At 73.3% G+C, this 19723-nt stretch carries 18 protein-coding genes; 12 read left to right on the plus strand and 6 right to left on the minus strand.

What is annotated here, in order from left to right:
- Nucleotides 1-18 precede the first annotated feature (18 nt).
- The gene (locus tag DPM19_RS32155) at nt 19-705 is read right to left on the minus strand and encodes a VC0807 family protein (protein ID WP_111871853.1); all 687 of its coding nucleotides are present in this window, start codon (nt 703-705) and stop codon (nt 19-21) included.
- A 159-nt stretch (nt 706-864) separates the two neighbouring features.
- Between DPM19_RS32155 and DPM19_RS35955 the strand changes: the two genes are divergently transcribed.
- Nucleotides 865-1641 carry a DUF2786 domain-containing protein gene (locus DPM19_RS35955; protein WP_199485395.1) on the plus strand — a complete coding sequence of 259 codons (777 nt, stop codon included), beginning with the start codon at nt 865-867 and terminating at the stop codon, nt 1639-1641.
- Between the two features lie 6 nt (nt 1642-1647).
- Here the strand turns inward: DPM19_RS35955 and DPM19_RS32165 are convergent, their stop codons facing one another.
- Nucleotides 1648-2568, minus strand: coding sequence for a LysR family transcriptional regulator (locus tag DPM19_RS32165; RefSeq protein WP_111871854.1), 921 nt, complete (start codon nt 2566-2568; stop codon nt 1648-1650).
- A gap of 131 nt (nt 2569-2699) precedes the next feature.
- Here DPM19_RS32165 and DPM19_RS32170 point away from each other — a divergent pair, with 131 nt between their 5' ends.
- The 4 genes from DPM19_RS32170 (at nt 2700) to DPM19_RS32185 (ending at nt 7062) form a co-directional block, all read left to right on the plus strand.
- The gene (locus DPM19_RS32170) at nt 2700-4022 is read left to right on the plus strand and encodes a pyridoxal phosphate-dependent aminotransferase (protein ID WP_111871855.1); all 1323 of its coding nucleotides are present in this window, start codon (nt 2700-2702) and stop codon (nt 4020-4022) included.
- A 27-nt stretch (nt 4023-4049) separates the two neighbouring features.
- Nucleotides 4050-5699, plus strand: a complete 1650-nt coding sequence (locus DPM19_RS32175) for a CocE/NonD family hydrolase (RefSeq protein WP_199485396.1) — start codon at nt 4050-4052, stop codon at nt 5697-5699.
- A gap of 170 nt (nt 5700-5869) precedes the next feature.
- Nucleotides 5870-6442 (plus strand): hypothetical protein, encoded by a 573-nt coding sequence (locus tag DPM19_RS32180; RefSeq protein WP_111871856.1) that lies wholly within the window; start codon nt 5870-5872, stop codon nt 6440-6442.
- 59 nt (nt 6443-6501) lie between these two features.
- Complete coding sequence (locus DPM19_RS32185; protein WP_111871857.1) at nt 6502-7062, plus strand: CGNR zinc finger domain-containing protein; 561 nt, start codon at nt 6502-6504, stop codon at nt 7060-7062.
- On the opposite strand, the gene folP is transcribed toward DPM19_RS32185, so the two are convergent.
- Nucleotides 7026-7832 carry a dihydropteroate synthase gene (gene folP / locus DPM19_RS32190; RefSeq protein ID WP_233511017.1) on the minus strand — a complete coding sequence of 269 codons (807 nt, stop codon included), beginning with the start codon at nt 7830-7832 and terminating at the stop codon, nt 7026-7028. The genes DPM19_RS32185 and folP overlap by 37 nt on opposite strands.
- A 291-nt stretch (nt 7833-8123) precedes the next feature.
- On the opposite strand from folP, the gene DPM19_RS32195 reads away from it, so the two are divergent.
- From DPM19_RS32195 to DPM19_RS32210, 4 genes are all read left to right on the plus strand, one after another.
- A complete protein-coding gene (locus tag DPM19_RS32195) occupies nt 8124-9158 on the plus strand; it encodes a GDP-mannose 4,6-dehydratase (protein WP_111871859.1) in 1035 nt (344 codons plus the stop codon).
- A 26-nt stretch (nt 9159-9184) separates the two neighbouring features.
- On the plus strand, nt 9185-9448 hold the full coding sequence (locus DPM19_RS32200; protein ID WP_111871860.1) for a UBP-type zinc finger domain-containing protein: 264 nt from the start codon (nt 9185-9187) through the stop codon (nt 9446-9448).
- 133 nt (nt 9449-9581) lie between these two features.
- Entirely contained in the window at nt 9582-10457 is an 876-nt protein-coding gene (locus tag DPM19_RS32205) for a LysR family transcriptional regulator (RefSeq protein WP_111871861.1), read from the plus strand.
- Between the two features lie 48 nt (nt 10458-10505).
- Complete coding sequence (locus tag DPM19_RS32210) at nt 10506-12110, plus strand: Na+/H+ antiporter (protein WP_111871862.1); 1605 nt, start codon at nt 10506-10508, stop codon at nt 12108-12110.
- A gap of 128 nt (nt 12111-12238) precedes the next feature.
- Here the strand turns inward: DPM19_RS32210 and DPM19_RS32215 are convergent, their stop codons facing one another.
- On the minus strand, nt 12239-13147 hold the full coding sequence (locus DPM19_RS32215) for an Lrp/AsnC family transcriptional regulator (RefSeq protein ID WP_111871863.1): 909 nt from the start codon (nt 13145-13147) through the stop codon (nt 12239-12241).
- Nucleotides 13148-13798: 651 nt separating this feature from the next.
- Here DPM19_RS32215 and DPM19_RS32220 point away from each other — a divergent pair.
- Nucleotides 13799-15235, plus strand: coding sequence for a GuaB1 family IMP dehydrogenase-related protein (locus DPM19_RS32220; protein ID WP_111871864.1), 1437 nt, complete (start codon nt 13799-13801; stop codon nt 15233-15235).
- Between the two features lie 254 nt (nt 15236-15489).
- Nucleotides 15490-16941, plus strand: a complete 1452-nt coding sequence (locus DPM19_RS32225; RefSeq protein WP_111871865.1) for an LCP family protein — start codon at nt 15490-15492, stop codon at nt 16939-16941.
- 19 nt (nt 16942-16960) lie between these two features.
- Here DPM19_RS32225 and DPM19_RS32230 read toward each other — a convergent pair whose 3' ends face one another.
- Nucleotides 16961-17368, minus strand: coding sequence for a DUF5709 domain-containing protein (locus tag DPM19_RS32230; protein WP_111871866.1), 408 nt, complete (start codon nt 17366-17368; stop codon nt 16961-16963).
- Nucleotides 17369-17523: 155 nt separating this feature from the next.
- Between DPM19_RS32230 and DPM19_RS32235 the strand changes: the two genes are divergently transcribed.
- The gene (locus DPM19_RS32235) at nt 17524-18582 is read left to right on the plus strand and encodes an enolase C-terminal domain-like protein (RefSeq protein ID WP_111871867.1); all 1059 of its coding nucleotides are present in this window, start codon (nt 17524-17526) and stop codon (nt 18580-18582) included.
- Nucleotides 18583-18699: 117 nt separating this feature from the next.
- On the opposite strand, the gene DPM19_RS32240 is transcribed toward DPM19_RS32235, so the two are convergent.
- On the minus strand, nt 18700-19644 hold the full coding sequence (locus tag DPM19_RS32240) for an RDD family protein (RefSeq protein ID WP_111871868.1): 945 nt from the start codon (nt 19642-19644) through the stop codon (nt 18700-18702).
- Nucleotides 19645-19723: the final 79 nt, after the last annotated feature.

Consider the following 19723-nt stretch of genomic DNA (forward strand, 5'->3'; position numbering starts at 1 on the left):
AAGCGTTGCGGAAGATCCTCAGGCCGGAACGGGCTCGCCGTTGACGTGGTGCAGGCAGCGCCGGAACCCGTACAGCGACACCGCGACCGCCAGCGCGCCGAGCAGGGTCACCACGCCCGTACGCACCCACAGAAAGGTCGCGATCGACTCGTTGAAGAGCATCCAGAGGCTGAACAGGGCATTGGTGAGAAAGACCATGGACCACAGCAGCGAGATCCGCAGGAAGAACCGCCGCACCCGGGCATGTTCGAGGAACGCCTCCGGCATCGGCACCATGTCGGTGGCCAGTTTCTGGGCCAGCGGCCGGCCCAACGGCACCGAGGCCAGGAACGCCATGCTCACCAGCAGGGTGCCCAGGGTGGGCTGGAGGAAGTAGATCACCGGGCTGTGCGTGGCCGCGGCCAGCCCGGCCCGCACCGTCACACCCAGGCCGGCGAGCATCAGCATCCCCGGCACCGACCCGGTGCGCAGGTAGCGCCAGGCGATGCCGCCGTAGACCCAGGTCACGGCCGCGACCAGCGCCCCGTTGAGACCGAGCAGCACCAGGGCCGCGTAGAAGACCGCCACCGGCGCGATCACACCCTCGACGAACCTCGGCAGCGCGTGCCGGAGCATCGCGGTCAGCCGGGGCAGTTCGAAGCAGTGCCCCCCGGCCGGGACGTGCTGGACGGACGGCAGCGGCGCAGGGCGGTCAAGGAGGGTCATGTGGTGAGAGGTCCCCGAAACGAATGGGCCGATGGGACTGCTCCACGGTACGTGATGATCGGACAGGGAAAGCAGGGATTCACCACAGATCCCCCACCACCGGGCAGTGCTCGGGCCCGAGCGGCCCACCACGGCGGATTCCCTGGCATGCTCCCGGGCATGGACGCGGACAGGATCGAGGGACGGGTGCGGGCACTGCTGGCGACCGCCGAGCATCCGGCGACCCCGCGCCCGGAGGCCGAGGCCGCGCACGCCAAGGCCGCGGAACTGATGATGCGGTACGCGCTCGACGAGGCGTCGCTGCGGGCCGAGCGCGGCGAGCGGCCCGAACCGGTCGTCTACTGGGAGCGCGTGGCCTCCGGCGCCGGAGGCCACGCGCGGGCCCGGTCGGCGGCGTGCGGCGCGGTGATCCGGGCCCACGGCGGGCGGTACGCCGTCCGCGGGGACGGCGCCTACCGGCGGGACATCACCCTGCTCGTCGTCACCACCCGGGCCGCCCGCGACGCGCTGGCCCTGCTGCTGCCCTCCCTCGACCTACAGGCCGAGGGGGCGGCCCACCGGGTGACCGACGCGTACATGCGCACGATCCCCGAGGAGGCGTTCGCCCGCGCGTCCGACCGCAGCCGGTGGGCCAACGGCTACTTCCGGGCCTTCCTCGTCGGCCACGCCGACGCGGTGGCCCGGCGGATCGAGGCGGCCCGGGTCCGGCTGCGCGAGGAGGCCGCCACGGCGGCCTGCGCCGGCGCGACGCGGGCTCTCGTGCTGGTCGGCGACGAGGAGCGGGTCTCCGCCGAGTTCCGGGCCCGGTTCCCGGCGCTGGGCCGGGGACGCGGCCAGCGGGTGCGCGCCGACGGCTACTCCGCGGGCCAGGCCGCCGGGCGGCGCGCCGACCTGGGCACCGGCGGGCTCGGCGGCCCGCGGGCGGCGCTCTCCTGACGGCCGCTACGCCGGGGCCGGCGCCACCCGCTGCGCCGCGGCGTGCAGGGCGCGGAGCGTCACCGCCACCGAGGGCCGCCGGACACCCGCGGTCCGGGTGACGGCGTAGACCTCGCGGGCCTGGTCGCACCCTGGGATCCGGCGGACCGCCACGCCCGGCTCGCCCGCGGCCAGCGCCAGTTCCGGAACGGCCGCGATCCCCACCCCGCGGGCCACCAGGCTGAGGATGGTGTGCAGCCCCTCGAACTCCCAGGGCACCGGGGGCGCGCCCCCCACGTCGTCGAGCAGCCGGTCCACCGCCTGCCGGGACGGTTCGCCGAACGGTGCCGCCATCCACGCCTCCGACAGCAGTTCCCGCAGATCGACGGGTTGCTCGGGGTCGGACAGCGGATGCCACGGCGGCACCACGAGCACCAGCGGGTCCCGGCGCAGCCGGAAGAACCGCAGCGTGGCGGGCAGTTGGGCGGCCAGGCGGCCCGTCCAGTCGTCGACCAGGGCGATGTCGGCCTCGCCCGACCGGACCTGCCGGATGCCGTCGGCCGTCCGGGTCTGCCGGAGCACGAAGGTGAGGTCGGGGTGGTCGGCCAGGCTGTGCGCCAGGGCCGGGGCGTAGGCGACCGCCGCGGTGGGGAACGCGGTGACCACCACCCGGCCGGACGGCCTGCCGGCGCCCTCGGACAGTTCGGCCTCCGCGGCCTCGACCATGGCCAGGATGCCTTCGGCCCGGGCGGCCAGCAGCCGGCCCGCGTCGGTCAGCTCGGCGCTGCGGGCGGTGCGGTCGAGCAGCGCCGTCCCCGCCTCCCGTTCCAGGGTGGCGAGCTGCTGGGACACCGCCGAGGGGGTGTAGCCGAGGGCGGCCGCGGTGGCGGCGATGCTGCCCCGCCGGGAGAACTCCGCGAGCAGCCGCAGCCGGCGCAGATCTAGCATCGGAATTCCTCATGGTCAGCGTCGCTAAGCCTCGCTTGTATCGATGCTAACCGGGGATGAGCATTGACGAAACACCTTGAACCCGACGTGCGGCCGATCTCGGCATGCACCCCCTTCCCGGGAGAGCACCCATGCCTGACCAGGACCTTCCCCACGAACCCTGTCCCGTGCCGGTGCCGGCCGTGTCGGCCACCCTCGCCGCCAACGAGACGCTGGCCCGCAAGCGCCGCGAGGGCGTCCGGGTGCTCCCGCTGGCCTTCGGCGAGGCGGGCCTGCCCGTGCACCCCGCGCTACGGCGGGAGCTGGCCGGGGCGGCGGGACTGGGCGGGTACGGGCCGGTGGCGGGCTCGGCGGCCCTGCGGTCGGCCGCGGCCGGGTACTGGACGCGGCGCGGGCTGCCGACCGATCCCGACCAGATGGTCTGCGGGCCCGGCAGCAAGGCGCTGCTGTACGTGCTGCTGCTCGCCCTGGGCGGCGATGTGGTGGTACCCCGGCCCAGCTGGGTGAGCTACGCGGCACAGGCCGCCCTCTGCGGAACCCGGCCGGTCTTCGTGCCCACCCTGCCCGGGGAGGGCGGGGTGCCCGACCCGGACCTGCTCGCCGACGCCGTGGTCCGGGGCCGCGCGGCGGGCCGCGACATCCGGACGGTGGTGGTGACCCTCCCCGACAATCCCACCGGCACGCTGGCCACCGAGCGGACCGTGCGGCGGCTGTGCCGGGTGGCCCGGGAGCACGGCCTGACCATCATCTCCGACGAGATCTACCGGGACCTGGTCCACGAGCCCGGCCGCGGCGTCGCCGGCCCGGCCCGGTTCGCGCCCGAACGCACCGTGACGACCACCGCGATCAGCAAGAACCTGGCGCTGGGCGGCTGGCGGCTGGGCGTGGCCCGGCTGCCTGAGGGCCCGGCCGGCGACGCCCTGCGGGCCAGTCTGCTGGGCACGGCCAGCGAGATCTGGTCCACCGCGCCCGCGCCGGTCCAGCAGGCCGCCGCGTACGCCTTCGCGGAACCGCCCGAGCTGGTCGAGCACATCGAGCGCTCCCGGCGGCTGCACGCCGCCGTGGCCGCGGCGGTGGCCGGGCGGTTCGCGGCGGCCGGCGCCCGGGTGCCGGCCCCCCAGGCGGGGTTCTACGTCTACCCGGACCTGGAGCCGCTGCGCGACCGGCTCGGCGCCGCCACCGGGGTCGAGTTGGCCGAGTCGCTGCTGGAGCGGTACGGGGTCGGCACCCTGCCTGGCAGCGCCTTCGGCGAGCCCGCCGCGGCGCTGCGGCTGCGGGTGGCGACCAGCCTGCTCTACGGCGAGACCGACGAGCTCCGGCTGGCGGCCCTGGACGCGCCTGACCCGCTGGTCCTGCCCTGGATCTCCGGCGCGCTCGACCGGCTCTCCGAGGTGCTCGCGGAGGCGACCGCCCTGCCCCGCTCCGGGCACCCGGTCGCCACCGCCGCCGGCTGACCCGGCCGGCGGTCCTAGGGTGGACGGGTGGCCCTCTCCAGCCGGATCGCCGACCGGGTACTCAGCCTGCCGCCCGCGCTCACCCGCGATGTCGAGGTGACGCGCGGACTGCGGGTGCCGATGCGCGACGGGATCGACCTGATCGCCGACCTCTACACCCCGCGCCGGGTGCCGGACCCGCCCACCGTGCTGGTGCGGACCCCCTACGGCCGGAGCGGGGTCCTGGCCGCCGTGCTGAGCCGCCCGCTCGCCGAGCGCGGCCACCGGGTACTGCTCCAGGCCTGCCGGGGCACGGGGGGCTCGGGCGGGGAGTTCGACCCCTATGGCCGGGAGCGCGACGACGGCCTCGACACGCTCGACTGGATCGAGCGGCACTCCTGGTCCACCGGCCCGGTGCTGGTCTTCGGGCCGAGCTACCTGGGGTACGCGCAGTGGGCGATGGCCGCGGACGCCGGCGACCGGCTGGCGGCGCTGGCCCCCTCGTTCACCGCCTCGCAGTTCCGCGACCAGACCTACCTCGGCGGTTCCTACACGCTGCGCGGCTGCCTGTCGTGGACCGCGATGCTGCTCCGGCAGCGCGACCGGACGCTGCGCGGCCGGCTGCGCGCGCTGACCGCCGGCCGCCGGCTGGCCGCGGCCTTCGACCGGCTGCCGCTGGCGGAGGCGGACGTGACGGCCACCGGGCGGCGGGTGGAGTGGTTCCAGCGTTGGCTGGCCGCGGGAGAGCAGGGGGACCCGTACTGGCTGCCCGATCGCGACCACCGGGCCCGGGTCGGCGAGGTGTCCGCCCCGGTCACCCTGGTCGGCGGCTGGCACGACCTGTTCCTGGCCTCCCAGCTCGACGACTATATGGCGCTGCGCGCGGCCGGGCTGCGCCCGCACCTGACGATCGGCCCCTGGACGCACTCCTCCCCGGCCGGTTTCGGCGCCGCGCTCACCGAGGCGCTGGCCTGGTTCCGCGCCGCGGTCACCGGCGACCGTGGCGGGCTGCGCGAGCTTCCCGTCCGGCTGTACGTCCAGGGGGACGGGGGCGGGTGGCGCGACCTCCCCGAGTGGCCGCCGCCCGGGGTCGCGCCGCGGCCCTGGCACCTGCACGCGGGCGGCCGGCTCGCGCCGGAGCCGCCGGACGCGTCGTCACCGGACCGGTACCGCTACGACCCGGCCGACCCCACTCCCGGGGTCGGCGGCCCGCTGCTGGGCCCGGGCGCCGGCCCCAAGGACAACCGCGCGCTGGAGGCCCGGCCGGATGTGCTCGTCTACACCGGGGAGCCGCTGGCCGCGCCGGTCGAGGTGATCGGGCCGGTCGAGGCCGACATCCGGCTGCGCTCCAGCCGGGCGCACACCGACGTGTTCGTCCGGGTGTGCGACGTGGCGCCGGGGGGCCGGTCGCTGAACGTCTGCGACGGGCTCCAGCGGGTCGATCCGGAGCGCTTCCCCGCCGGCCCGGACGGGGTCCGGACGGTACGGGTGCGGCTGTGGCCGACCGCGCACCGGTTCGGGACCGGTCATCGGATCCGGGTCCAGGTGTCGAGCGGCTGCCATCCCCGGTTCGCCCGCAATCCGGGCACCGGTGAGCCACTGGCCACCGCCGTGCGGCTGGCCGCGGCGGAGCAGGAGGTCTTCCACGACCCCGACCACCCCTCGGCGGTCATGTTGCCGCTGGTCATACCGGGATAGGCCGCGGCCACCAAGATCACTTTACCTTGGTGTAAGGTCCTACGTCGCACTGCAGATACACCACATAGCACCCCAACGCGGTAACGGATTCAACCCCTAGGGCGCTTTTCACCGTGGTAGAGCGAAGCAGCGCCGGAATTCGACGGTGGCACGAGGCGAGGGGGCCCGCCATGAGACATGCACGGGATGGGGCGACCGCGGCGATGAACGCCGCATCGCGGGTTCTCGTCGCACGGGGAAAGCACGAGCCGCAGGAGGCGGAGGATCCCGACGTGCACTGGGGCCAGCGGGCCCGCGAGGGCGCCTGGGCTCCGACCAAGGACGGCCAGCGCATCCACATCGGCATCGACTGCTCGGCGGGCGACCAGGCGCCGACCCTGGTCCGGCCCAGCCTGCGGGTCTTCGTGGGCGCCGAGGTCGACACCGACATCGTGGCGCAGACCACCGCGGGGGGCGTCCGGCTGCTGACGGTGCTGCACGGGCCGGACGCGCCCACGGAGTTCCGCTTCCCCGTCCAGCTTCCCGACGGGCTGGTGCTGGAGGGCATGCCGTCGGGCGGGTTCGACGTGGTGCACCTGCGTTACGGCGCGACCGTGGGCCGCTTCTACTCGCCCTGGGCGGCCGACGTGATGGCCCGCCCGGTCAAGGCCGACTACCAGCTCGAGGGTTCCACCATCATCATGCGGGTGCAGCACGAGAACTCCTACTATCCAGTGGTCGCCGATCCGCTCTACACCCGCTGATCGGCGGCATAGGGTGAGGAGGCCGCGATCCGCCCCGGTCCCCCCACCCTGGAGCCACCGTGATCTTCACTCATGACACCGAGCATGCCCTCGGCACCGTCGTGGATCTGATCAACTCTGCCCCGGCCGCCGGCGGTGAGGAGGGCCTCACCGACGTCGAGGCACTCTGGCTCTTCGTCACGCGCAACCGGTTCAGCGACGTCTCCGCACTGGACGAGCACGACCTCGCGCAGGTGCACGCGATGCGCGATCGCTTCCACGCCGTGTTCAGCGCCGACGGCGTTCCGGCGGCGGTCGGCCTGATCAACGAGATCGTGGGCGGGGTGCGCACCACCCCGCACCTCACCGATCACGACGGCTACGACTGGCACGTGCACTTCTTCGCACCGGGGGCGTCGATGGCCGAGCACCTGGCGGCCGACTGCGGCATGGCGCTGGCGTACGTGGTGGCCGCCGGCGAGCTCGAACGGCTGCGGACCTGTGCGGCGCCCGACTGCGCGCGGGTGCTGGTCGACCTGTCGCGCAACCGGTGCCGGCGCTACTGCGACAGCCGTACCTGCGGCAACCGCATGCACGTCGCGGCCTACCGGGCCCGGCAGCGCGAGGTCGCCGGCGGCTGACCCAGCGCGGCGACCGCGGCGAGGGCCCGCCGGGCGGCGTCCGCGTCGTGCACCCGGAACACCCGGGCGCCCAGCCAGGCCGACACTCCCAGCACCGCCAGCGTGCCCACCCCGCGCTTCTCGACCGGCTGGCCGAGCGTCTCGCCGATGAAGTCCTTGTTCGACACCGCCACCAGGACCGGCCACCCGGTGTCGGTCAGCTCGGCGAGCCGCCGGGTGATCTCCAGCGAATGGCGGGTGTTCTTGCCGAAGTCGTGCGCCGGGTCGATGAGGATCGCGTTCCGGGGGACGCCCAGGGCCGCCGCCCGCTCGGCCTCGGCGACGACGTGCCGCAGCACGTCGGCGACCACGTCGGCGTAGGCGATCCGGTGCGGCCGGGTGCGGGGTCGCTGCCCGCCGGCGTGCGCGCAGACCAGGCCGATGCCGTGTTCGGCCGCCACCGCCGCCAGTTCCGGATCGACTCCGCCCCAGGTGTCGTTGAGCAGGTCGGCTCCGGCCGCGGCGACGGCCGCCCCCACCTCGGCCCGCCAGGTGTCGACACTGATCACGACGCCGGGGTGGCGGGACCGGACGGCGGCCACCAGGTCCACCACCCGGCGCAGTTCCTCGGCGACGCCGACCTCGTCGCCGGGGCCCGCCTTGACCCCGCCGATGTCGACGATGTCGGCGCCCCCGGCGACCGCGCGGTCCACCGCGGCCAGCGCCGCGTCGAAGGCGTAGGTCGCCCCCCGGTCGTAGAAGGAGTCCGGGGTGCGGTTGACCACGGCCATGATCGCGGAGCGGGGCAGGTCCCGTCCGCCCAGCCGCAGTGGTTCTGATGGCAAGCGGTCGTCCTCTCCCCCGGGCCGGCACCGTACGCCGGCACGCCTCAGCATGATCAAAGAATCACACAGACCGGCCCGGAACGTAATATCGGATGCGCCGAAATAGAAGCTGATTCGGTCGAATGACCGTCCCGCGCTCGTCATCCACCCAAGCCGTCGCTAACCTCGTATTTCACACTCGTTCACGAACCCGCGGACGAGACCCGATGTCTGCCCTTTTCGGCCAGGGAGGTTCCGCTGACCAGGCGAGCGCTCATCACCGGCATCACCGGGCAGGACGGCTCCTACCTCGCCGAGCATCTGCTGGAGCAGGGATACGAGGTCTGGGGCCTGGTCCGTGGACAGGCCAACCCGCACGTGTCACGGCTGCGCAAGCACATCGGTGACGTCCACATCACCACGGGCGACCTGCTCGATCAGGGCAGCCTGATTTCAGCCGTCGAGCGTGTCCGCCCCGATGAGGTCTACAACCTCGGCGCCATCTCCTACGTCCCGATGTCATGGCAGCAGGCCGAACTGACCGCCGAGGTCACCGGCATGGGCGTGCTCCGGATGCTGGAGGCGATCAGGGTGGTTTCGGGCATCAGCCCGTCACGGACCCCGACCGGCGAGCAGATCCGGTTCTACCAGGCGTCGTCGTCGGAGATGTTCGGCATGGTCCGCGAGACCCCGCAGAACGAGAAGACGCCGTTCCACCCACGCAGCCCGTACGGGGTGGCCAAGACCTACGGCCACTACATCACCCAGAACTACCGCGAGTCGTACGGCATGTTCGCGGTCAGCGGGATCCTGTTCAACCACGAGTCCCCGCGCCGGGGCGCCGAGTTCGTCACCCGCAAGGTCACCCTCGGTGCCGCCCGGATCAAGCTGGGCCTGGCCGCCGAGCTGCGGATGGGCAACCTGGAGGCCCGCCGCGACTGGGGCTACGCCGGTGACTACACCCGGGCGATGCGGCTGATGCTGGCCCAGGACTCCCCCGAGGACTTCGTCATCGGCACCGGCCGGACCCGTTCGGTGCGCGACCTGGTCCGGTTCGCCTTCGAGGCCGTCGGCCTAAACTGGGAGGACCACGTGGTCCTCGACGCCAAGTACACCCGGCCGGCCGAGGTCGACCTGCTGTGCGCCGACCCGAAGAAGGCCCGCGAGCAGCTCCGCTGGGAGCCCCGGGTGGGCTTCGAGGAACTGGTCGCCATGATGGTCGAGTCGGATCTGCGGCTGCTGTCGAAGTCCAGCCGCCCGGAGGACGAGCCCTTCAGTCCGGATCACTGGTAGCCGCCCTGACGTGCGACGATGGACATATGAGCCTATGTGAGCATGTGACGGAACTGCCGTCCCAGGACCCGGCGGCTCTCACCCCGCAGGGCTGCGCGGAGTGTCTCGCCTCCGGCGGCCACTGGGTGCACCTGCGGCTGTGCCTGAGCTGCGGGCACGTCGGCTGCTGCGACTCCTCGCCCGGGCGGCACGCGAGCAAGCACTACGCCACGAGCCAGCACCCGGTCATCCGCTCGTTCGAGCCGGACGAGGACTGGCGCTGGTGCTTCATCGACCAGTGCATCGCCTGAGCCGACGAGCGATCCGCGCAGCGAGCGAGAAGGTTCAGGCGACAACAAGCCGGCCTGAGCCGCGAGTGTGGCCGAACGGCCCCATTCCGGCCATGTCCGAGACTGCTCCGGCCGGTTGCCCTACCGTCAGAGAATGAACCTGCGTCAGTTGCGCTACGTGGTGGCCACCGCTGACCACGGCACGATGACGTCGGCGGCCCAGGCCCTGTTCGTCGCCCAGCCCGCCCTGTCCCGGGCGGTGCGGGAACTCGAGCGCGAGCTGGGTGTGGAGCTCTTCGCCCGGTCGGGGCGCGGGGTGGTGCTGACCCCCGTCGGCGAACAGGTGGTCCGGCAGGCCCGGGTGGCGTTGAAGGCCGTCGAGGCGATCGAGGGCCTGTCCGCCGCCCACGCGGGCGGGCGCGGGTCCGAGCTGCGCATCGCCACCACCCCCACGCTCGAACCGGAGCTGACCGGGCGGCTGCTCCCGCGGTTCGCCCGGGAGCAGCCGGCGGTGCGGGTCCGGGTCGTCCGCTGCGCGGGACGCGAGGAGGTGGCGGGGGCGGTGCGCACCGGCCGGGCCGATCTCGCGATGACGGACCTTCCGGTGCCGGGCGACCTCGCCGCCCACCCGTTCGAGCAGCGCGAGGTGGTGTTGATCTCGCCGCCCCACCTGAAGCTGCGTGATCCGCTGCCGCCGGACGCGCTGAACGGCCTGCGGCTGGTGCTGCCTGCCCGTGGCGGGTCCCGCCGGGCCGAGCTCGACGCCGTCCTGGCCCGGCTCGGGGTCACCCCGGTGCCGGCGCTGGAGTCCGACGACCGGGCGGCCTGGACCGGCTGGGTGCGCGCGGGCGCGGGGTCGGTGCTGTGGTACCGCAACCAGCTCGATGACGTCGACGGGCTGGTCGTCCGTTCCTTCATGCCGCCGATCATCCGCCGGCTCGGGCTGGTGCACGCGCACCGACCGCTGGGGCAGGCCGCCCGGGACTTTCTCGCTTTCGCCAAGGAGACCCGCGTCCGGGAACACGGCTGAGCCGTAGCAGGTTGACGCTGCCATGTCGAGAACGGGCATGGAGAGCACGTGAACCTGGCCCACGCCCTCGAACTGCTCGCCCTGCCGGCGGGCGCGGTCGCGGTGGCGGCGCTGGCCCGGCGGCTGGGCCTGTCGGCGCCGCTGGTCCTGGTGGTGGCGGGGCTGGCCGCGTCCTTCGTGCCGGGGATGCCGCGAGCCGAGCTGGATCCCGAGTTCGTGCTGTTCGTGTTCCTGCCGCCGTTGCTGTTCTCGGCGGCCTGGCGCAGCTCCTACTACAACCTGCGGGAGAACCTGCGGTCGATCTCCTTCCTGTCGGTGGGGCTGGTGCTGTTCACCATGCTGGTGATCGGTTATACGGCCCACCTGGTGGTGCCGGGTCTGCCGCTGCCGGCGGCGTTCGTCCTCGGCGCCCTGCTGGCCCCGCCGGACGCGGTGGCCGCGGTCAGCGTGGCCCAGCGGCTGGGGTTGCCTCGCCGGGTCGTCACGATCCTGGTCGGCGAGAGCCTCTTCAACGACGCGACCGCCCTGACGGCGTTCCGGGTGGCGCTCGCGGCGGCGGTGGGGGGCGGGTTCTCGCTGCTCGCCGGCGGCGGGCGGTTCCTGTACGCGGCCCTGGCCGGCGCGGCGATCGGGCTGGCCCTCGGCCCGCTGCTGCAACTGCTGCGCAGCCGGCTGAACGATCCGCTGGTGGAGACCGCGGTGCCCATCCTGGCTCCGTTCGCCGCCTACCTGGCGGCCGAGGCAGTGCACGCCTCCGGGGTGATCGCGGTGGTGGTCAGCGGGCTTTACCTGGGGCACCGCGACACCGGGTCGTCGGCCCTCACCCGCCTGCTGAGCAGGTCGTTCTGGGACGTCCTGCTCTTCATCCTGGAATCGGTGGTGTTCCTGCTCATCGGGCTCCAGCTGCCGCCGATCCTGGACGGGTTGTCGACCGAGCAGGGCTGGCCCGCACTGGGCTGGTGGGCGCTGGCGGTCTTCCTCGCCACGGTCGCGGCCCGCTTTCTGTGGATCTTCCTGGTCGCCCTCGTCCCGGAGCTGCTGTCGCACCGGCACCGGGACGCCGACGACCGGCTGGACCGGCGGAACCTCTTCGTGCTCTCGTGGGCGGGGATGCGGGGGGTGGTGTCGCTGGCCGCGGCCTTCGCCATCCCGCTGTCCACCCCCGGCGGGGAGCCGTTCCCCAACCGGGACCTGCTGCTCTTCCTGACCTTCACCACCGTGCTCGGCACGCTCCTGGTCCAGGGGGCGACGTTCCCCGCCCTGATCCGCCGGCTCGGCATCGGAAGCGACCGGGAGCGGTACACCGACATGGTCTCCGAGGCCGCCGCCCAGCACGCCGCCGCCCGGGCCGCCCTCGACCGGCTGGAGACGGCGGTCGAGGCGGACGACTCGGTCGACGGCGAGGTGGTGGCCCGGCTGCGGCAGCTCGCCGAGCACCGCACCCTCAAGGCGTGGGAGCGGCTGGGCGGGGGCACCGGCCCCGAGGGCAAGGAGGTGCCCACCGCCACCTACCGGCGGCTGCGCCGCGAGATGCTGGCCGCCGAGCGCGAGGTGTTCATCCGGTTCCGCAACGAGCGCCGGATCGACGACGAGGTACTGGAACGGGTGCTGCATGAACTCGACCTCGAGGAGGCCCTGCTGTCACGCGACTGAGCCCGCCCCCGCGGGGGCGGGCTCTCGCCGGCTCAGCCGTGCTCGCCGTCGGCTGAGCCCTCCTCACTCGCTACGCGGATCGCTCGTCCCGCACGATCCACTCCGCTCCCTCCTCGGCTCAGCCGTGCTCAGCCGAGGAGGGGGCGGTCGGGGAGTTCCGCGGCGTAGGACTCCTTGACCACGTCGAGGTGGTGCCAGGATTCGCGGATCGTCGCGCCGGGCACGGTGCGGATCGCGTCGAGCACGGTGACCAGCTCGGCCCGGGTGGCCGCCTCCGCCTGGCCGACGATGTCGTACCGCCCGAACCCGGTCGCCACGTACCGGACGCCGTCCTGGCGGGCCACCGAGTCGGCCACCTGGCGCAGCCCGCCGGAGACCACGATGCCGAACCCGCCGAGCTCGGCGGCACCGAGGGCGAGCGGATCGGCGAGCCCGGTCACCTGGATGACCCCGGTGCGCATCAACCGGACCACCCGGGCCCGGGTGGCGGCCTGCGACAGCCCGATGATCTGGGCCAGCCGGGTGTAGGGCGCCCGGCCGTCGCGTTGCAGCTCCTGGAGCAGCCGCCAGTCAATGTCGTCGAGCTGGATCTCACCGAGGTCGCGGACCACCGAGTGGGCGTCGCGCACCGTCGCCACTGACCGGAAGACCTCGGCCGTGCGCACCCCGGCCGTGCGCCGCAGCTCGTCCACCTCCGTGGCGAGCGCGTCGTCGTCCCGGGTCCGCACCTGGGCGACCAGGTCGTGCGGGCCGGCGGTGAGCGCGATGAAGCTCACCGCCGGGCGCTGGGCGAGCGCCTCGGCCACCTTTCGGGCCGCTCCCGCCACGGTGATCGAGAGGTGCCCGATCGCTCCGGTGCCCACCACCGCGGAGTGGACGATGCCGACGACCCGCACCACCTCCGTCTCCAGCAGGTGTTGCACGCGGGCCCGCACGGCGGTGCGGGACAGGCCGACGTGGTCGGCCAGGGCCTGGAACGTCGCCCGGCCATCCCGCTGGAGCTCGCGGACGAGCACGGCGTCGACCGCATCCAGCACGGGTCTCCTCCTCGACAGGCAATGAATGGTTTTGTCACCGCTTGCAAGATCATTCCACTTCGGAGCGGTTCTCCGTCAAATATTGATCTTGCTCGTGTTCGCTCCGGACGATGGCGATTGATGCGTCTGCGATCGACGCCCGGGGCGACGAATGCAACGCGACACGGACCGCCACGACATCGCCACGACGGGCACCGTGCCCGGGATCCCTCCCTCACCCGTGCGGCACCGCCCATCTCTTCCGATGCGCGACCCGCCACTGCGGGCCGCGCGGGCAAGTCACGGCCCCCGTTCCGCCCCACGGCGGCGTGCGCCGCCAGAGCCTGAATCGCATCCGCATCTCCCGATGTCCGTCCGAATCGCCCGTGCCGGGCCCTGATCGCCCGCGCGTGAGCACATGTAAGAAAAGTCCAATGCTGCCGTAATTTCGTCAAGAGGTAACACTGCAAAGAGCGAAAAGTCACGACCCTGGGCTCTATTGATAGGTTCCGTCCAGCCGGATCCGGTTTTTCGGCCCACACCGCGCGTGCACTTGCACTGACATGTCGGTCGGCACGGCATCCGGCAGCCCCTGCCGGGTATCGCCGACAATGGGCGGTGATGACCCACCGCCCCGATTTCCTGGCCCGTGATTTGGTGTGGAGAACAGCCGTGCGCCTGCTGAACGGTGAGCGTGTCGCTCACGACCTGACCTACAACGACGTCTTCATGATCCCTCGCAGGTCGGCGATCGGATCACGGCTGGATGTCGACCTCTCCACCTGCGACGCCAGCGGAACGACCATTCCACTGGTGGTGGCCAACATGACCGCGGTGGCCGGACGCCGGATGGCCGAAACCATCGCCCGGCGCGGTGGTCTCGCGGTGATCCCTCAGGACATTCCGACTGATGTCGTGGCCGATGTCATCTCCTGGGTCAAGGCCCGGCATCTAGTGTTCGACACCCCGATTCGCCTCTCGCCCGGTTCGACCGCGGGCGAGGCGATGGGGCTGCTGCACAAACGCGCGCACGGAGCCGTGATCGTGGTCCAGGACGAGCGCCCGGTCGGTGTGGTCACCGAGGCCGACTGCCAGGGCGTCGACCGGTTCGCCCAACTCCACGACATCATGTCCCGCGACCTGGTGACCCTGCCCGACACCGTCGACCCGCAGGAGGCGTTCGACCGGCTGCACGAGCGGGGCCACCGGCTCGCCCCGGTGGTCGACGCCACCGGCCGGCTGACCGGCCTGCTCACCCGCACCGGGGCGCTGCGCGCCACGCTCTACCGGCCCGCCGTCGACGCCGGCGGACGGCTCCGGGTGGGCGCGGCGGTCGGTGTCAACGGCAACGTGGCGAGCAAGGCCAAGGCGCTGCTGGAGGCCGGGGCCGACATTCTGATCGTGGACACCGCGCACGGCCACCAGGAAAAGATGATCAGCGCGCTGGCGGCGATCCGCGGGCTCGATCCCGAGGTCCCGGTGGTGGCGGGCAACGTCGTCACGGCCGAGGGCGTCCGGGACCTGGTCGCGGCCGGCGCCGACATCGTCAAGGTCGGCGTGGGCCCGGGCGCGATGTGCACCACCCGGATGATGACCGGCGTCGGACGGCCCCAGTTCTCCGCGGTGCTGGAGTGTGCGGCCGAGGCCCGCCGGCTCGGCCGGCACGTGTGGGCCGACGGCGGGGTGCGCCACCCCCGCGACGTGGCCCTGGCGCTGGCTGCCGGAGCCTCCAACGTCATGGTCGGCTCGTGGTTCGCCGGCACCTACGAGTCGCCCGGAGACCTGCAGCGCGCCGCGGACGGCCGGCTGTACAAGGAGAGCTTCGGGATGGCCTCCGCCCGGGCCGTGCGGCTGCGCACCGCCGAGGACTCCCCGTTCGACCGGGCGCGCAAGGCCCTGTTCGAGGAGGGCATCTCCACCTCGCGGATGTTCCTGGACCCGCAGCGGCCCGGAGTGGAGGATCTCATCGACTCGATCGTGGCGGGCCTGCGCAGCTCGTGCACCTACACGGGCGCCCGGACGCTGGAGGAGTTCCACGAGCGGGCGCTGGTCGGCGTACAGGGGGCCGCGGGCTATGCCGAGGGCATGCCGCTCACCACGAGTTGGTGAAGAACGGCCGATTCCCGCGACGCACGGTAATCGTTCCGGCGGGGGTGGTGAGAATCTCCGCAGACCGGCAACAAAAACGGATCTTCATCCTGGGGAGGGCACGGCACCCGGCAACGACAGGAATATCCTGAACAGGTCAGGCACGTGAGAATCGTCACCGCTCGTACTGGATGCCCCAGTGAGCAATCCACCGGCTCGACTCGTGCGTCCAATATGTGACACAGCCTTTCAGGGTGCGTGGGATCGGAGCCTCGATGGGGAGACGTGCGGGCAAACGGCGCGCCAGATCGGGTGGCGCCCTTCGGGACCGCCCGAAACTTCCGCATGCCCTCGGCCTGACCCTCGCCTCGGCGCTCGTCTGGGGGGTCGCCCACCTCGTGGCCGGCCGCAAGGTCGCCGGCGGGCTGCTCCTGTCGCTCTACACCCTCCTGCTCCTGGCCGGCGGCGCGCTCGCCGTCTGGTTCCAGCAGGACCTGCTCCAGATCGCGGTGCAGCCGGAGTGGTTGTCGCGCATCGCGGCGGGCGTCCTCGTGTTCGGACTGGTCTGGATCGCGGTGATCGTCTGGTCCTACGCGACGGTACGGCCCGGCGGGCTGTCGTTCGCGCCCCGCACCGCCGGGGTGCTGGTCGTGACGGTGCTGTGCCTGGCCGTCGCCGTCCCGGTCGGCTGGACGGCGCGCAGCACCTACCTCTACCGTGACACGCTGACGAGCATCTTCGGGGACGACGGCGGCATCACCATCGACCGCGAGGACCCCTGGAAGGGCCGGGACCGGGTCAACATCCTGCTGCTGGGCGGCGACGCCGCCAGCAACCGGGTCGGGGTGCGCACCGACAGCATGACCGTGGCCAGCATCGACACCCGCACCGGCAACACCGTGCTGCTCAGCCTGCCGCGCAACCTCGAGAGCTTCCCCATGCCGGCGGGCCCGGCCCGCAACCGGTTCCCCTACGGCTTCACCGGCGACGGCGCGATGACGCCCGGCCTGCTCAACGAGGTCTACCAGTACGCCGAGGACCACCCCGACATGGTCCCGGGCAAGACCAAGGACCGGCGCGGCCCCGCGCTCGTCAAGGGCACCATCGGTGAGATCCTCGGCCTGTCCATCGACTATTACATCCTCGTCGACATGTTCGGCTTCGCCGAGATCATCGACGCCATGGGCGGGGTCCGGGTCAAGATCGACCAGCCGATCCCCTACGGCCTGCGCGGCGAGGTGCTGCAGGCCGGTGACCGCAGGCTCAGCGGCAAGGAAGCCCTGTGGTACGGCCGGTCGCGCAGCAACAGCGACGACTACGTGCGGATGGGCCGGCAGAAGTGCCTGATGCGGGCGATCGCCCAGCAGGCCGACCCGCAACGGGTGCTCACCCAGTTCGAGCGGCTGGCCACCGCCACCCGGCGCGCGATCTCCACTGACATCCCGGCGGGCCTGCTGCCCGCGCTGGTCGACCTGTCGGGCAAGTTCCGCGACGGCGGGAAGATCCAGAGCCTCCAGTTCGTCCCGCCGCTCATCCATACCGGCAACCCCGACTTCGCGCTGATCCGGCGGCTGACCGCACAGGCGATCAGCGACCGCGAGCGCCGCCCGTCCCGGCCGGCCACGCCCACCGCGCGGCCGAACGGCCCGCGCACCCCGGTCGCCGGCACCGCGGCCCCGCAGCAGCAGCCCAAGCCGGTGTCGCTGGACGCGACCTGCCCCTCGTGAGACCGGGCCGACCGCAGGGTCACTCGGGCCGTTCGATCCGTACGGCCTCCTCCTCGGCCGTGTAGCCCCCGCCGTCCGCACCGACGTCGTTGGCCACCGCGTCCTTCTCCCGGTCCGGATGGGCGCCCTCGTCCTCCGCCACCAGCCGCCCGGCCGCTTCGCCCTCGTCCTGCCAGCGCGGCCAGGCCAGCTCCGGATCGTCGTCCGACACCGTCGGTTCGGGCTGTTCCCTGGCCAGCCTGAGGTCCAGCGGCTCGCCCGCCAGCTGCTCCTCGGCGGTGGTGCCGTACTCGTCGACCGCCACCGGCTCGTCGCCGGGCAGCGGCATCTCCTGGGGATCCTCGGCCCACGCCTGCTCCGGCGTGCCGTCCTGCAGGTCCGGAACGCCCTCGTCCTCAAGCCGGGATCGCGGATCACGCTCGGTCACGGTGTCCCCCTCCTCGTTCCCTCGTGGCCTTTTCAGTCCGCCGGGGCGGTGATGACCGCCCTACCCCCCAGACCCGGACGAATCCCGATGTCACCGCCGCTCCGCAGAAGGGGGATCATGGATGTAGACGAACTTCGAGGTGGGAGGCGGCGCGGGTGCCACGAATCCAGGGCTGTACGGCCTTCCGGGTGGCGGTGCCGCGCGGCCGGCGGCCGGAGAGCATCGTCGTCCGGCTCACCGGTGACGACGGCACCGCCGGCTGGGGTGAGGTGGGCTGCCCGGCCGAGGCCGGCCGTCCCGAGCCCTGGTCCGACATCGAGGAACGGCTCGCTCCGGCGCTGCTGGGGCTGGCCTGGGACCGGCCCGAGGACGTCTCCGCGGTCACCGAACTGGGCACCCGGCAGGCCGCCGCCGCGGTCGACACGGCCTGCTGGGACCTGTGGTGCAAGATCAAGGGAATGCCGCTGGCGCACGCGCTGGGCGGCACCCGCACCTCCATCGCGACCGGCACCCAGGTGACCGCCGAACTGCCGGAGACGCTGGTGGAGCAGGTGAACCGGCAGATCGGCGGCGGCCACACCCGGGTCACCGTGCGGGTACGCCCGGGCAGCGACATCGAGCCGATCCGCGCGGTCCGGCACGCCTATCCGGCGCTCGCCCTGGTGGCCGACTGTGGCGGCGCCTACACCGAGTCCTCCGGTGACCTCGCCGCGCTGGAGGCGCTGGACGCCTACGGGCTGCTGGCGATCGCGCACCCGTTCGACGCCACCGACCTGGCCGCGCACGCCCGGCTGCAACGCCGGATCGGCACCCCGCTCTGCCTGGCCGCCGGCGACCTCGACACCCTGGACGCGGCGATCTCCCTGGAGGCGGGCCGGGCGCTGAACCTACGCATCGACCTGTCGGGCGGGCTCACCGCGGCGCGGGCCGCGCACGACCGGGCCTACGCGGCCGGCTGGGATGTCTGGTGCTCCGGGTCCGGCGGCCTGGGCATCGGCCAGGCCGCCACCGTGGCCCTGGCCAGCATGCCGGGATGCACCCTGCCCAGCGACGTGTCCGACCCGGCGGGCGGGCCCGCCTTCGTCTCGCCGCCGGTCCGGTCCTCCGGCGGGGTCGTCGCGGTGCCCCTCACCCAGCCGGGCCTCGGCCACGACATCGACGAGGCGCTCCTCGCCCGCCTGGCGGCCCGGACGCTGCGGGTCCCGGCCGGTTGATCCCGGTTCCGCTCCGAGCACACCTGGCGCCCTTGGAGGCGGACGTTCCCGCCCGGGTCGTGTCCCGAAATCCCGAAATCCCGAAATAAGGTCGGCGGCCTCGCTTCGAGACGGGCCTCAGTCCTGTGGCGGGCCGGGCTGCGCGGGCCCGGGCGGGAGCGGCGGCGCGGGCGGGGAGCGGTCGGGCCGCAGCCGCCTCCCCAGCCGGCGGCCGGCCTGCCGGGCGGAATCCGCGGGCAGCGCCCGGCGCACCTGCCCGCCGAGATCCGGAGCCTGGCGAAGCCGCTCGGCGGTCTGCCGGCCGAGTTCCCGGGCCTGCCGGACCCGCTCGTGCTCGGCCAGGTGGAGCGCCCCGGACTGGGCGCCGCCCACGGCCTGCCGGGCTCCGTGCAGCACGGCCCGTCCCGCCGCTTCGTAGGTCCGCGCGCGGACAGCCGCCGTGCCCGCCGCCCGGTCGCCCAGGCTGCGCCGGCCGCCCGCCAGCACGGGCAGCGCGTTCGCCCAGAAGGCGGCCACCGCCAGCAGCCAGCACAGCACCGCCACCACCGGCTCGCCGTGCAGCAGCAGCACGAACGCCAGCGAGATGAGGGCCGTGTCGGTGAGGGTGGTGACGGCCGCCCGGCGGACCGCCCGGCCCGCGGTCGGCCGGGTCCCGCCGGGCGCGCCGACCCGGACGTCGGCGAGGGCCTTGCCGAGCGTGCGCCCCCGCCAGACGAGTGCGGTGAACTGGTAGAGGAACTGGATCGCCACCAGGACGGCGAAGGCCAGCGTGATCAACAGCACCGTCGTGTCCCACGCCCGGGTGAGCTGCTCCGTTCCGGCGCCGAGTTCGCCTCCGGAGCGGACGACCGCCCACATCCCGGTCCGCACCGTGTACTGGGCGGCCCCACGCTCCACGACGAAAATGATCACGGAGTAGACCGCGGTGCCCAGCCCGAACGCGACGGCCAGCATCAGCCCGAAGTCGACCGCCCAGGCCAGGGCCCGCCGGAACAGCGGCGCGGCGTCGCTCCTGCCGGGCGGCGGGACGGGGGGCGGGACCGGAGGCGGTGGGCCGTACACGGCGCGGTCTCCCGAAGATCGCCGATGGGGACGCCCAGAGCGTAAGGCGCCCGGAGCCCGGCCGCCACCCGGTCCCGCG

Source organism: Actinomadura craniellae, from assembly GCF_003289645.1.
Lineage (GTDB): Bacteria > Actinomycetota > Actinomycetes > Streptosporangiales > Streptosporangiaceae > Actinomadura_D > Actinomadura_D craniellae.

Coding starts and splice junctions, on each gene's coding strand:
- DPM19_RS32155 (WP_111871853.1), bottom strand. CDS start 705: ATGACCCTCCTTGACCGCCCTGCGCCGCTGCCGTCCGTCCAGCACGTC.
- DPM19_RS35955 (WP_199485395.1), top strand. CDS start 865: ATGGACGCGGACAGGATCGAGGGACGGGTGCGGGCACTGCTGGCGACC.
- DPM19_RS32165 (WP_111871854.1), bottom strand. CDS start 2,568: ATGCTAGATCTGCGCCGGCTGCGGCTGCTCGCGGAGTTCTCCCGGCGG.
- DPM19_RS32170 (WP_111871855.1), top strand. CDS start 2,700: ATGCCTGACCAGGACCTTCCCCACGAACCCTGTCCCGTGCCGGTGCCG.
- DPM19_RS32180 (WP_111871856.1), top strand. CDS start 5,870: ATGAGACATGCACGGGATGGGGCGACCGCGGCGATGAACGCCGCATCG.
- folP (WP_233511017.1), bottom strand. CDS start 7,832: ATGGCCGTGGTCAACCGCACCCCGGACTCCTTCTACGACCGGGGGGCG.
- DPM19_RS32200 (WP_111871860.1), top strand. CDS start 9,185: ATGAGCCTATGTGAGCATGTGACGGAACTGCCGTCCCAGGACCCGGCG.
- DPM19_RS32205 (WP_111871861.1), top strand. CDS start 9,582: ATGAACCTGCGTCAGTTGCGCTACGTGGTGGCCACCGCTGACCACGGC.
- DPM19_RS32225 (WP_111871865.1), top strand. CDS start 15,490: ATGGGGAGACGTGCGGGCAAACGGCGCGCCAGATCGGGTGGCGCCCTT.